The organism is Amycolatopsis sp. NPDC054798, from assembly GCF_053611505.1.
Genome location: NZ_JBSHAM010000033.1, coordinates 80,272 through 93,083, shown reverse-complemented (window position 1 = coordinate 93,083; position 12,812 = coordinate 80,272). Strand labels below are relative to the sequence as shown.

Genomic DNA, 12,812 nt, shown 5'->3' with positions numbered 1-12,812 from the left:
GCGGGCATGCCCAACCGGGCCGCCTCCGCAAACAAAGGACCGATCTTCGCCGCACCGTCCAGCATGGAGTACTCGGTGTGGACGTGCAGGTGGACAAACGATGACATGGCCGCATTGGACCCGCCGCACCGAGCCGCCGTCCAACAACCGACACGCGCGCTTGGACCACCTCCGGTTGTACCCCGAGGTGGCCGCCAGTGGACGAGTCCTTTGTGGACCCATCCACCGGCGGATTTTCTATTCTTCGGAGTCGTCGTCCGCGAGCAACGCGTACAACCGGCGGCGAGTTTCGCGCAGCACCTTGCGCGCCTCCGCGAACTGCGCCTCGCTGCCGGCGTGCGCGACCTGTGCCGCGGCTCCGGCCAGCTCGCCGATCTGCTGATACAGCGCCGCGAACCGGTCAGCGCCCGGCTCTTCGTCGCGCGCCGGAGACTCCCAGAGCGCGGCGAACTCCTCCTCGCGCCCGGCGACGTGCTCCCGCCCGGCCTCGGTGAGATGCGCGACGCGACGGCCGCCCTCCTCCGCGGTGCGGACGAGGCCTTCGTCCTCGAGCTGCTGCAAAATCGGGTAGATGGACCCCGGACTGGGCCGCCACTCGTCGTTCGTGCGGCGGCGGATCTCCTGCATCAGCTGGTAGCCGTGGCGGGGTTCCTCGGCCAGCAAGGCGAGGACCGCCGGACGCACAGGCCGTGCCGGGCCCCGGCCGCCGCGCGGTGGGCCGCCGAAGAAGCCTGCTGGGCCCCCGGGACCGCCCGGCCCGCCGGGAAACCCGGGGAAGCCAGGGAAACCCGGGAAGCCCGGCTGATGCGGCGGTCCGGGAGGCCCGGGCGGGCGGGGCGGCCCCGGCGGGAAGCCTCCGCGGGCTTCGAAGACTGTGTCGTCCCAGGCTTGCTCGTCACCCGGGTGGCCCGGGTGCTCGCCGAAGTGACCGAAGTGCTCACCCGGGTGGCCGAAGTGCCCGCCCAAGACACCGGAGTGCCCGCCCGGGCGACCGAGGTGCTCGGCCGAGTCGCCGAAGTGCCCACCCAAGTCACCGGAGTGCTCGCTCGGGCGACCGAAGTGCCCGCCTGGGTGGCCCGGGTGCTCCCCCCGGTCGCCTGGCCAGTCATCATGCTCGTCCGGCCCTCCACCCCAGGGCCACCCATGCCCTTCCCCCGGCCCGCCCGGATGTCGCCCCCTCCTCTCGCCCGGCCCGCCGCGCTGCGCACCCGGCGCGCCGAACTGACCCCCTCGACCCCCGTCACCAGGCCAAACCGGTCCAGGACGGCCGAATCCGAACGGCATCCCACACCCGCCGGAGCGTTCCGGGCCGCCGAAACCGCGGAACAGATGTCCCCCGCCTGCTGTCCTCGTCATGTGGTCCTCCTCCATCATCGAACGATCGCCGATATGCCCACGATATATCGCCGATCGTTCGACGGCAAGGCACCCGAGCGCGGACGGGACGGATCAGCCGGACGTTCCACCGGACGCGGCCGTCGAGCCTTCCCCGCCGAAGCGGTTGGACTTCGCCTCCTTGCCCGGCGAGGTCAGCACGACGACCGCGATGAACCGGGACCACGGGAAATAGCCGAACGCGTCCATCCTCCAGCCGAGCCATGCGCGAGGAACGAATTCACTGGTCGGCGCCGAGCTTGCGCTATCCCTTGCCCCTGGCTTTTTTCGGTCCCCGGCTTAGCCTGCACCTGGTGCGGCGGCGAGGCACCGGGACTCAACGCAACCTCGCCCACCTCACAGCGGCCAGGCCCCGCCCCGGCTCAAATCGCCACCCGGGAGTGCACCCGCCGCCCGATGTCCCGCGCCCAAGCCCGGATCCGCTCCCAGTCGCGGAAATCCCCGACCCGGCTGCCCCTCGCCATCAGCTTCTCCAGCACGCCGTCCGCGAGCGCCGGGTCGAGGCGGCCGCCGAAGGTTTCGGTGCGGCCGGCGTCGATCGCGGCGGCCAGGAGCGTCACGCGCGCGGGCAGGCTTACCCGGGTCAGGCGCGCGCCGGGGCCACACGGTCCACTGTGGAACAACCAGACCGGACGCGCCCGCAGCGCTTCGGTGTGGCGCTCCAGGAGGCGTACCGCTTCGGGCCGCCACCGCGCGTAGTAAAGCGCGCTGCCGACCACCACTGCGGCGTACTCCGTGACGCTGTCGATCTCGCCCGCGTCGCGCACGTCGACGGCGAACCCGGCGGCGCGCAGTTCCTCGCCGACGACTTCGGCGATCTCGCGGGTGCCGCCGTGCTTGCCCGCGTGCGCGACGAGGACGTTGATCATGTCCTTATTGTCCACCCCGGCGACCGACCGCGCCCGGCCGAAGAGCCCCGCGGACGGTCAGGCGATCGTTTTCGGCCTTGAGGCGAGAGCGCCGAACACCGTCTGGGTCAGCGCGAGCGCGATCAGCACGCCGAGTGCGGGCGTCCAGGACGAGGTGGCGTCGTGGATCGCGCCGATGGCGATCGGGCCGAGCGCGGCGAGGGTGTAGCCCGCGGACTGGGCCATTCCGGACAGCGCGCCCGCGTCGGAATAGTCCTTGGTGCGCAAGCCGAACAGGGACAGCGACAGCGCCAGCGTGATCCCGCCCGCGAACCCGGCGAGAACGGCCCAGAGCACCGCGATTCCCGGTGCCGCCAGGAGTCCGGTCAGCGCGGCTGTCAGCAGCAGCGATCCGGTGATCGCGACCGCGCGCTGGTCGGGCAGCCGGTGGATGAGCGCGGAGCAGACCAGGCTGCCTGCCAGGCCGGACAGGTTGAACAGCAGCTGGTGGAACCCGGCGGTCACCGAGCTGATGCCCGCGGCGTGCTCGATCGAGGACAGCCAGGTCACCAGCACGTAGAAGGCCAGCGACTGCAGGCCCATGAAAAGGGTGACCTGCCAGGCCAGTGCGTTCGTCCAGGGCCGAGCGGCGCCGGTCGTGCGCGCGAGCGCCGGTGCGGCGGCGGATCGGCGCAGCTGCGGCAGGAAAACCCCGAGCGCCACGAGCGCGAGCCCGGCCCAGACGCCCAGCGACAACCGCCACCCCCCGGCCTGCTGCCCGGCCAGCGGGACCGCGATCCCGGCGGCGATCGCGGCGACGCCGGACTGGACCGCGGTGTAGGTGCCGGTGATCGGCCCGATGCGGGTGGGGAAATCGCGTTTGACGAGCGCCGGGAGCAGGACGTTCAGGATCGCGATGGCGACCCCGAGCAGCACGGTCCCGGTCCACAGCAGCAGCTGCGGCGGCGTGGAGCGCAGCAGGATCCCGATCGCGAGCAGCAGCACCGCCGCGCCGAGCGCCCGCTCGAGCCCGAGTTTCGCGGCGACCTTCGGCGCGATCGGCGAGCACACCGCGAAGGCGATGAGCGGCACGCTGACCAGGACGGACGCCGCCACGGAGGAAAGGCCCTGGTCGGTTTGGACTAGGCCGAGGATGGGGCCGAGGGTGGTGATCGCGGCCCGCAGGTTCGTGGCGATCAGCAGGACGCCGATCAGGATCAGCCCGGGGCGCAGCGGGGTCCCGCGTTCCGGGGGCGCGGGGGCGGGCCGGGCGGTCATGCGGCGGCCTCCGCGACGGGAAGTGCGGGGGTGGGGGAAACCGGGCGCGGGACCGGTGCGGGACACGGCCGCGTCCCGCGCTCGGAAGCCACGCGGGCGCTCATGCGACGGCTCCCAAGCCGAAAGCCCTCGGCAAGCGGGAAACGGTTCGCGAAACGGCGACCTCGACCGGACCGGAACGCAGCGACGTCCCGCACCCGCAAGCCACCGAAACGAGGCGAACGCTCACGAGACGGCCTCAGCACCGAGGAACCCCCGGCACCCCGGAAGCAACCGCCAGAACCGGGTCCTCGATCATCGGATCCTCTCCCCGCGCGAACCGGCCACCGCTGCCGCCAAGGGCGAAACCGCCCCGACGCGGCGCAGCGTCCGGCTGGCCGGAATATTCCTGCCCAGCCCGCCCTCCCGGCTCCGGGAATCACGAGGAGCCGGGCGGGCGGAATCGTCGGTTCCGATCTTGCCCGGTCCCGCGCCGGGACGGCAACATCCTTACCGGTACACGGATTCGTAGGCCGCGCTCAATTCCCGGTGCAATTCGGTCGAGTCGGGCAGTTCCTTGCCGTCCAGGGTGTGCACGCGGGTCAGTTTGCGCACCGACGACGCGACGAAAACGCCGTCCCCGGAGAAAAGGTCGTCCGCGGTCAGCGTTTCGATCTTCGCGGTGAACCCGGCTCGTTCGGCTCCCCGGTACACCGCGGCCTGCGTCGTCCCGGGCAGGATGCCGATGATCGGCGGCGGCGTGTACAGCGTCCGATCGCGGACCATCATCACCGACACCGTCGGTCCTTCCAGCACCGAACCGTCGGTCGCGGTGAAAATGACGTCCGACGCGCCGCGGCGGTTCGCCTCGCGCAGCGCGGCCATGTTGACCGCGTAGGACAGCGTCTTCGCACCCAGCAGCAGCCACGGCGCGCGTTCGGCGAGGCCCGGTTCGATGCCGCGTTCCAGGGTGATCGCGGCGATCCCCTCGGTGCGTTCGCGCATCATCTTCGGGCTGATCTCGAGCCCGAGGGCGAACGCCGTCGGCGGGGAGTCGGGTTCGCCGTCCAATCCCCTGGTGTAGATGAGCTTCATCGCGATTTCGCTGTCGTCGGGCCAGGCTTCGACGACCGCGCGGATGGCGCGCTCCCACTGCGCGTCGTCCGGTTCGGGCAGTTCCATCATCCGTGCCGACCGGGCGAGCCGGTCCAGGTGCAGGTCCAGTTCCCGCGGTTCGCCGTCCTCGATCAGGACCGTCTCGAACACTCCGTCGCCGCGGAGCAGCCCGAGGTCGGCGACCTTGATCCGCGGGTCGTCCGGGTCGGCTACGGAACCGTCCAGGTAGCCAAGAACACGCACGTCACACAATCCTTTCGTCACTGTGGCACGAGGCCGAACGGGGGTCAGGCTCCGACCCGCTCGGCGAGAACGGTGGCGAACCGCAGCGCGCTGCCGTCGCCGAAGGGCAGGTTGAGCGACGGTTCGCAGATGTCGAGTTCCAGCACCCTCGGCTGTCCCCGGTCGTCGCGGACCAGGTCGACGCGGCCGTACAGCAGCGGCCGGTCCAGGCCCAGATGGCTCGCGGCGGCGTCGAGGGCGGCCGAGGCGACCGCGCGTTCGTCCTCGTCGGCGACGCGCGGTTTGCGGAAATCGAGGGTCGGGACGTGCACGGTTCCGTCCGGCATCAGCATCGCGGCCTTGCGGATCGCGTGGCTGTACTGCCGGTCGAAATAGATCAGGTTCGTTTCGCCGTCCCGGTCGACCGACTCGAAATACGGCTGGACGAGGGCGTGCCCGCCTTCGCCGAACAGCTTCTCCAGATGCTCGGCGGCCTCGGCCGCCGCCGGCCGGGTGAATCTCCGGACATTGCGCGAATAAGCGCCTATTCCCGGTTTCACGACGATTTCCGTCGCGTCCCGGTGTTCGGCCAGCACCTCCCGCACCACGAGGTCCGGGTCGTCCCCGGGGGAGGCGAACCGGCTCGGGACGACCGGGACGCCGAGCGCGGCCAGGTCCGCCAGATAGGATTTGTCCAGCGCCCACCGGGCCACCGCGAGCGGGTTCAGCAGGAGCGTCGCCTCCTCGACCCGTTCGCACCAGGCCAGGAAATCCGGCAGCTGGTCCACGTAGTTCCACGGCGAGCGGAGCACGACCGCGTCGAACCGGGACCAGTCGACGCCGGTGTCCTCCCACTGGCAGACCTCGGTGTCCAGACCGATTTTCGCGCAGGCCTCGCGCAGCAGCGGCATGTCGTAGTCGATGGGCAGGCTGACGCGGTCGGTGACGAGAGCGACGGCGGTCATCGAGCAGTTCCCCCGATCGGAGCGGTGCGGGTCACCACGGCAGGACTTTCCCGGCGTGCACGTAGCTGCCGCTCGGGCCGTTCTCGTCGAGCAGCGCGAGTTCGACGCTGGTCACGGCACCGTCCGGCGGTTCGAGGTCGCCCGCCCCGTCGTTCATCCCTGTTTTGGTGTAGCCGGGGTGCGCCGAGTTGACCTTGATCGGCGTGTCCCGCAGCTCGTAGGCCAGGTGCACGGTCCACGAGTTCACCGCGCTTTTCGTGGCGCTGTAGGCCGGAAGCGCCTTGAAGGTGTCGCTGTAGGTGTAGGACTCCGGATCGCTGTGCAGGGTCAGCGAACCGAGCAGGCTCGACACGTTCACGATCCGCCCGGCGGCCGACTTGCGGATCAGCGGCAGCATCGCCAGCGTCGTCTCGACCATGCCGAACAGGTTGGTGTCGAAGGTTTCCCGCCATTCGGGCAGCGTCTGCTCGGACGGCCGCTTCCCGTATTTCTCGATCCGCACGGCCGCGTTGTTGACCAGGATGTCGAGCCGTCCGTACCGGTTTTCCAGCGCCGCCGCCGCGGCGGCGATGCTCTTCGGGTCGGTCACGTCGAGCTGAAGCCCCTCGACGGCGAGACCCGCTTCGCGCAATCCCGCCGCGGCCGTTTCGACCGCGGCTTCGTCGCGCCCGCTGAGCACCACGCGGACGCCGCGTTCGGCGAGCTGGCGCACGATCTCGAACCCGATGCCGCGGTTGGCCCCGGTGACCAGGGCGATGGTGTTCTCCAAATCGGTCTCGCTCTCTTGCTCTTCTCCGGCGGTCACAGCGTGGACAGGAACTTCGCCACCGGCGGCCCGAAACTGTCGAGGTCCGCCAGGAACGCGTCGTGGCCGAGATCGGACTCCAGCGCGAGGAATTCCACGTCCGCGCCCCCGGCCCGCAGCCCGTCGGCGATCTCCCGCTGCTGGTGCAGCGGGAACAGGATGTCCGTCTCCGTGCCGATCACGAGCGCCTGGTCGACCCCCAGCCGCGCCAGCGCCTCGGCGGCGGCCCCACCGCACAGATCGCCGAGGTCGAACCAGTCCATGCTGCGGCTGAGGTAGAGGTAGCTGTTGGGATCGAACCGGCGCACGAACCGGCGCGCGTGATGGTCCAGATAGAACTCGACGGCGAACTCGGGTCCGAACGCGACGTCCCCTGGCCCGGATCTCTCGCGGCCGAACCGGCGTTCCCATTCCCGCGCCGACCGGTAGGTGGTCATGCCGATCTTGCGCGCGGTCAGCATGCCGCGTTCGGGATAGCGCTCCGGAACGTAGCACCCGTCGTTCCACAGTGGATCCGACCGGATCGCTTCCCGTTGCAGGGAACGGATCGCGATCGAGTACGGCAGCGAATACGCCGCCGCCGAAATGCTGACGTGGCTGCGCGCCAGCTCCGGATGCCGGGCGAGCAGCGCCAGCGCGCTCATCCCGCCCATCGACGCGCCGATGACGCACGCCAGCCGCTCGAATCCCAGCTGCCGCACCGTGTGCGCCGCGGCGTCCGCGATGTCCTCAATGGACAGTTCGGGAAAACCGAGCCGGTACGGTTTCCCGGTCGCCGGGTCGGGCGAGGCGGGCCCGGTCGACCCCTGGCAGCCGCCGAGCGAGTTCACGCAGATCACGTGCCATTCGTCGGTGTCGATCGGCTTGCCCGGCCCCACCATCGACTCCCACCAGCCGGGGCTGGGGTCCTCCGGGCCGGACGCGGCGTGCGCGCTCGGCGAAAGCCCGGTGAGCAGCAGCACGACGTTGTCGCCTGCCGCGCTGGGCTGTCCGAAGGTCTCGTAGGCGACGCGCGCGCCGTGCAGCACGCCGCCGCGTTTCATGGCGAATCTCTCCGGCAGCCGGGCGAACCGCGTAGCCGGGGGAATGAACTCGTGCATCATGCTATCCCGTGTGGTCGTGCGAGCGTCGCGCGTCACTCGCCGAGCGAGGCCAGCCATTCGTCGTCCGAGCCGTCGCTGATCCCTTCGAACCAGAAACTGGACAGATACCGTTCGCCGGTGTCCGGCAGCATCGCGAGCAGCACCGCACCCTCGGGCGAGTTCTCCGCCTCGCGCAGCGCCGCGGCGAGGGTCGCGCCCGCCGACATCCCGGCGAAGATCCCCTCTTCGGCGGCGAGGCGGCGCGCGGTGTCCCTGGCCAGCTCGTCGTCGATCGTCACCAGCTCGTCGATCACCGTGCGGTCCATCACGCCGGGAACGAAGTTCGGGGCCAGGCCCTGCAGCTGGTGCAGATTCCACGACTGCCCGGCCAGCACGGCCGCCTTTTCCGGTTCCAGCACGACGGTCCGCACGCCGGGCCGGGCCAGTTTGAGCATCTGCCCGACGCCGGTGATCGTGCCGCTCGTGCCGAATCCGGTGACGAAGGTGTCCAGCCGTTTCCCGGCGAAATCGGACAGGATCTCCGCGGCCGTGGTCTCCCGGTGGTAGGCGGGGTTCGCCGGGTTCTCGAACTGCCGGGCGCGGAACCAGCCGTGCTTCTCGGCCAGTTCGTCGGCGATCCGGTTGCCGCCGAGGCTGCCGAGGTGGCCGGGGAACAGCAGCACCTTGCCGCCGTACGCGCGGATCAGCTTGCGCCGCTCCACCGAGTACGTGTCGCCGAGCACCGCGACGAACTGGTACCCGCGCGCGGCCGCCACCATCGCCAGCGCGATGCCGACGTTGCCGGACGTGCACTCCACGATCGTGTCGCCGGGCTTGAGCTCTCCCCTCGCCTCGGCGTCGAGGACGATGGCCAGCGCCAGCCGGTCCTTCACCGAGCCGCCCGGGTTGAACGACTCCACCTTGACGTACACCGAGACGTGCTCGGGCGCCATCCGGTTCAGCCGCACGATCGGCGTGCGGCCGATCGCGTCAAGAATGCTGGAGTACAGCGGCATGACGGAAACCTCCTTCGTACACAGTCGTGGCCGGGCCGGCCAGGACGATCGGCTCCTCCTCGGCAGGCCAGCCGATCCGGAGTTCGCCGCCGGGGACCTCGACCGCCACGTTCCGGTCGAGCCGCCCGGCCCGGATCAGGACCGCGGCCGCGGCGCACGCGCCGCTGCCGCAGGCGAGCGTTTCGCCCGCGCCGAACTCGTGGACCCGCAGCCGGATCCGGTCGCGCGCCACGACCTCGGCGAATCCGACGTTGACCGTCGGCGGCAGTCCGGGCAGCGCCCGCACGGCCGGGCCGAGCCGCGCCACCGGGGCGCTGCCGGCGTCGTCGACTTCGAGCACCACGTGCGGGTTGCCGGTCGAGGCCGCGGCGAAGCGGACGGGGGTCCCGTCCGCCAGCACGGCCTCGTACCGGCCGTCCCGGCTCGCGAACCCGGACAGCGGGATCTGCTCGGGAGCGAACCGCGGCACGGTCAGCCCGATGCTGAACACGCCGTCTCCCAGCACCTGCACCGGATGCGTGCCGCTCGGGCTGTCGATCTCGAAGGACGGCGGACTTGCCAGCCCGGCCTGCACAAGCCAGGAGGCGACGCAGCGGGCGCCGTTGCCGCACTGCATCGAGCTTTCGCCTTCTCCGGTCCAGATCTCGAACGCCGCGACCGCGGAAGCGCTGCGCGGCGGCCGGATCCCGAGGATCAGGTCGCAGCCGACGCCGGTGTGCCGGTCGGCGAGCGCCCGGCACAGTTCCGGCGACGGCGCTGGCGCGTCCCGCAGGTCGAGTACGACGAAATCGTTGCCGCACCCGTGCATTTTGGTGAACGGAAGCGAAAGGCTCACCCGTGCCGCCTTCCGAAGGCCGTCGTGCGCGGGTTCATCGCACCGCCGCGGTCGCGAACACCGGGGCGATCATGTCCATAATGGACTCGGTCGCGCGCGCGTCGGTGCTCTCGTCGCCGGTCGCGGCGAACTCGGCCAGTTCGATGCCGAGGACGTCGACGGCCGGGATCGCTTCCAGTATCTCGCGGATCTTCTCCGGCAGCAGGCCGTCGGCGACGTGGTAGTCGGCGGGCACCGTGCCCGGTTCGAGCACGTCCCAGTCGATGTGCACCCACACCTGCGCGCCGCCGATTGCCGCCGCGACCCGCTGCCCGGTGACGTCCGCCGGGGCGATGATCCGCACGCCCGCCTTGTCCAGCAGCTCGCGTTCGGGCGGGTCGATGTCGCGCGCGCCGACGAGGACGACCCGGCTCGGGTCGACGCCGGCGCCGTGCCCGCTTTCCCACAGGCCGCACGCGCCCGCCAGCGCCATTCCGCCGAGATAGCCCGATTCCGTGGTGTCCGGCGTGTTGAAGTCGCCGTGCGCGTCGATCCACAGCACCACGCAGTCCGGGTACGCCCGGACCGCGGCCGGCAGCGTCGCCAGGCTGGCCGAGCAGGTGTTGACCGCCAGCACCGTGCGCCGTCCCGCCGCGACGCTCGCCGAAACCGCTTGTGCCAGACCGAAAAGCGTCTCCTCCGCCGCCGGGAGGCTGACCGTCCAGTCGTCGTCCTCCGGACCGGCGGGCGTGCCGACGAAACGCGGTTCGAGGCCGTACCGCTCCTCCAGCGCACGCGCCGTGCGGGCCGCGCCCTCGATCATTCCCGCGCCGCGGTCGCCGATGCGGCCTTGGGAAACGATCACTTCCATCATCGCCTGTCTCCGATCAGGTAGGGGCCACGGCCCCGTCTGGCTGCGCGGTTTCGGCTGCCCGGAAGGAAAACGGGCAGGTGTCGGTGCGGTCGACGTCCTCCTCGGGCAGGCCGTACTGCCACCATTCGAGTCCGGCGACGCCGTAGGAGCCGAGCTGGCGGGCGCGCGGAGCGGCGTCGTAGCGGTCGATCCTCGCCCGGATGTTGCTGCGGACCTTGCGGCCGCTCGGGGTGTCGCCCGCGACCGCGTCGAACCGCTCGCGCGGGTTGACCACGAGCACGAAGTGCCCGCCGAGGTTGCGGCTGCGCCGGACCTGGTGCGCGGGGTTGCTCATGTTGACAAACAGCGGCATTCCGTTGAAGCACATGGACCACGAGCTTTCGCCGGGATCGGTGCCGACGTTCTCCGGCCACGGCGCGGGGTCGACGTGGTGCAGCCTCTGGAGCACCTCCCAGCCGAACGCCTGGTACTCGGCGACCGACCGCGCGGCGACCGCCGCGGGCGAGAACACGATCAGCAACGGGTACGCGGTGTCGAGGTGGCCGTTCCAGTTCTCCGAAAGCTCGACGTAGTCGGCGAGCGCGGAGCCGAGTCTCGCGATGCCGTCCGGCCCGGCGTCCTCGGCGAAAGCGAACAGCAGCAACCGCTTGCGGAACGCGTTTCGCGAGAAGACGCAAGGGAAACCGCGGTCGGTGAGCCTGGACTCGACGTCGCGGAACGCCGCGGCGCGCCAGTCGTTTCCGAATGTTTCGGCCTCCTGCTGGGTGATCAGGGTGGTGCTGCGGGATTCGAGCAATCGGTGCATTCCGGCCCTCCGGGAAGGTTCTTCCTCGGGATACGTGGTCCTCTCCGCCGTCCGGCCGGGCCGCAGTGGCGCGGGAGCCGGTCGAGCAGGAATTTCACCGGCAGTCCCGCTGAACGGATTCCGGCTGGTCGACGGCCGCCCGGTGCGGCGTCGATCGTCCGGGCACGCGAAGCGCCGCCGGCCGGTGCGGACGGTGGCGCGGGTGGTCGTGGTCGTGCTCGGCTGCGTGGTGCTCGGGGCGCAGCGAGGGAATGGCTTGCGGTTTCGGGGTGTTCGCGCAGCTGACCAGCTCGGTGCCTCCCGCGGCGCGTCCGGGGCTCACCCGCACCCGTCCGTCCCGGCGCGGCAGCGTGCGCACCGCGTTTCGGAGCCGCTGGCGGTGATTCCCCCACTGGACCAGAGCTGCCCTGCAAACTCTATGGATCCGGCGAAACCGGCGCAGCGACCAACCGGGTGAACAACATTCTACGCGAAAACGAGGAATTGTGCGGAATATGTGGAGACAAGACCCGGAACCGACCAATCCGCCTGCGGCATCCGGCGCAATCCCCGTCCGGCGCGGTGCGGGATCGCCTGCGATAACTGGTTCGGACCACTGAAACCGCCTGCGGATACGGGCAAAACCCCTATGTCCACAATAGACGGACGGTACTCCCGGGTTCCGCACCGGGGCCCGATGCCGCATGATGGGGGCATGGACCGGTTCAGCTGGCTCGCACCGATGACGTTGTGGCCCTTCGCCGAGCCGCTGCTGCCGGATCCGGCGGCCCGGCCGCAAGGCGGCGGAACCCCGCGCATCCAGGACGAAGCGACCTTCGCGGCCATCTGCTACGTGCTCGCCACCGGGTGCGCGTGGCGGGACCTTCCGAAAACGTTCGGCGTTTCTTGGCAAACCGCTCATCGGCGCTTCACCCACTGGGCGAACGCCGGGCTGTGGACGGCGCTCGGCGAACTGGCCGGCGACGAAACCGCCGACGCGACGACGCGCGTCTGGGGCGGGGCGGTGGCCGAAGCCGCGGCGGCGCGGTTGCGGTCCGCCGGAGCCGCGGCGCGCCCGGCCGCCGCCGACCGGCCCCGGCCGCGTATCCTGCGCGAGTTCAGCGGACATTTCGTCGAGCAGCTGTTCGGCAGGCGCAAAGTCGTGAAACCCGAACCGGAATCGCCGGGGCGAGCAGCTGAGACAAACCCGTCGCGGCCGAATTCCAGCTGAGACAAATTGCCGCCGGGAAAGCGTTCAGCAGCGCCGGTACCGGACCGTAGACTCGCTTTTCAGCGGGAGTTCCGTCCCGCCTGACGAAGGGAGCAGCGCATGCGCGAAGCCACCAGCACCGCGACGCAGAGCAGCAACTTCGACCTGAAGACCGAGCTCGTCGAGCTCATTCCTTCGGGCGGCGTCGCCACGCGCGTCGTGATGAGCGTCCGCGAACTCGAGGCCATCCGGGTCGGCGGCGCCGCGGTGCCGGCTTCCAAGCACGGCTTGGAGACCATTTGCGGCGCCAGCTGCGAGACCGGCGCTCAGTAAGCGATCGCTTTCGGCACGGACGGGGGGGCCCGGGGGGGGGGGGGCCCGCCGGGGTTTGGGGGCGAAAGACCCTGTAGGGCACAAGGGGGGA

Annotated in this window: 16 protein-coding genes; 2 read left to right on the top strand and 14 right to left on the bottom strand. The window is 70.8% G+C overall.

The features are described from left to right. From ACWGIC_RS21575 to ACWGIC_RS21510, 14 genes are all read right to left on the bottom strand, one after another. A partial coding sequence (locus tag ACWGIC_RS21575) for a PHP domain-containing protein (protein ID WP_452077732.1) occupies positions 1-107 on the bottom strand: 107 nt, incomplete at its 3' end. 130 nt (positions 108-237) lie between these two features. After that, on the bottom strand, positions 238-684 hold the full coding sequence (locus ACWGIC_RS21570) for a PadR family transcriptional regulator (protein ID WP_452077727.1): 447 nt from the start codon (positions 682-684) through the stop codon (positions 238-240). 765 nt (positions 685-1,449) lie between these two features. Continuing rightward, the gene (locus ACWGIC_RS21565) at positions 1,450-1,584 is read right to left on the bottom strand and encodes a hypothetical protein (protein WP_452077726.1); all 135 of its coding nucleotides are present in this window, start codon (positions 1,582-1,584) and stop codon (positions 1,450-1,452) included. A gap of 173 nt (positions 1,585-1,757) precedes the next feature. After that, positions 1,758-2,264, bottom strand: a complete 507-nt coding sequence (locus ACWGIC_RS21560; protein ID WP_452077725.1) for a flavodoxin domain-containing protein — start codon at positions 2,262-2,264, stop codon at positions 1,758-1,760. Positions 2,265-2,321: 57 nt separating this feature from the next. After that, positions 2,322-3,521 carry a CynX/NimT family MFS transporter gene (locus ACWGIC_RS21555; RefSeq protein ID WP_452077724.1) on the bottom strand — a complete coding sequence of 400 codons (1,200 nt, stop codon included), beginning with the start codon at positions 3,519-3,521 and terminating at the stop codon, positions 2,322-2,324. A gap of 489 nt (positions 3,522-4,010) precedes the next feature. Further along, positions 4,011-4,859 (bottom strand): aminodeoxychorismate lyase, encoded by an 849-nt coding sequence (locus tag ACWGIC_RS21550; RefSeq protein ID WP_452077723.1) that lies wholly within the window; start codon positions 4,857-4,859, stop codon positions 4,011-4,013. Between the two features lie 44 nt (positions 4,860-4,903). Next, a complete protein-coding gene (locus tag ACWGIC_RS21545) occupies positions 4,904-5,803 on the bottom strand; it encodes an ATP-grasp domain-containing protein (protein ID WP_452077722.1) in 900 nt (299 codons plus the stop codon). A gap of 31 nt (positions 5,804-5,834) precedes the next feature. Next, a complete protein-coding gene (locus ACWGIC_RS21540; protein WP_452077721.1) occupies positions 5,835-6,608 on the bottom strand; it encodes an SDR family oxidoreductase in 774 nt (257 codons plus the stop codon). Then, entirely contained in the window at positions 6,605-7,711 is a 1,107-nt protein-coding gene (gene metX / locus ACWGIC_RS21535; RefSeq protein WP_452077720.1) for a homoserine O-acetyltransferase MetX, read from the bottom strand. The genes ACWGIC_RS21540 and metX overlap by 4 nt, the downstream gene beginning before the upstream one ends. 32 nt (positions 7,712-7,743) lie before the next feature. Further along, on the bottom strand, positions 7,744-8,706 hold the full coding sequence (gene cysK, locus ACWGIC_RS21530) for a cysteine synthase A (protein WP_452077719.1): 963 nt from the start codon (positions 8,704-8,706) through the stop codon (positions 7,744-7,746). Continuing rightward, a complete protein-coding gene (gene dapF, locus ACWGIC_RS21525; protein WP_452077718.1) occupies positions 8,681-9,541 on the bottom strand; it encodes a diaminopimelate epimerase in 861 nt (286 codons plus the stop codon). Before dapF ends, cysK begins: the two co-directional genes overlap by 26 nt. A 34-nt stretch (positions 9,542-9,575) precedes the next feature. Then, positions 9,576-10,394 carry an arginase family protein gene (locus ACWGIC_RS21520; protein ID WP_452077717.1) on the bottom strand — a complete coding sequence of 273 codons (819 nt, stop codon included), beginning with the start codon at positions 10,392-10,394 and terminating at the stop codon, positions 9,576-9,578. A gap of 13 nt (positions 10,395-10,407) precedes the next feature. Beyond that, positions 10,408-11,199 (bottom strand): YqcI/YcgG family protein, encoded by a 792-nt coding sequence (locus ACWGIC_RS21515; RefSeq protein WP_452077716.1) that lies wholly within the window; start codon positions 11,197-11,199, stop codon positions 10,408-10,410. Positions 11,200-11,293: 94 nt separating this feature from the next. Beyond that, a complete protein-coding gene (locus ACWGIC_RS21510; protein ID WP_452077715.1) occupies positions 11,294-11,521 on the bottom strand; it encodes a hypothetical protein in 228 nt (75 codons plus the stop codon). A 372-nt stretch (positions 11,522-11,893) separates the two neighbouring features. Between ACWGIC_RS21510 and ACWGIC_RS21505 the strand changes: the two genes are divergently transcribed. Beyond that, positions 11,894-12,409, top strand: coding sequence for a transposase (locus ACWGIC_RS21505; RefSeq protein ID WP_452077714.1), 516 nt, complete (start codon positions 11,894-11,896; stop codon positions 12,407-12,409). Positions 12,410-12,508: 99 nt separating this feature from the next. After that, complete coding sequence (locus tag ACWGIC_RS21500) at positions 12,509-12,721, top strand: hypothetical protein (RefSeq protein WP_378313553.1); 213 nt, start codon at positions 12,509-12,511, stop codon at positions 12,719-12,721. Positions 12,722-12,812 lie beyond the last annotated feature (91 nt).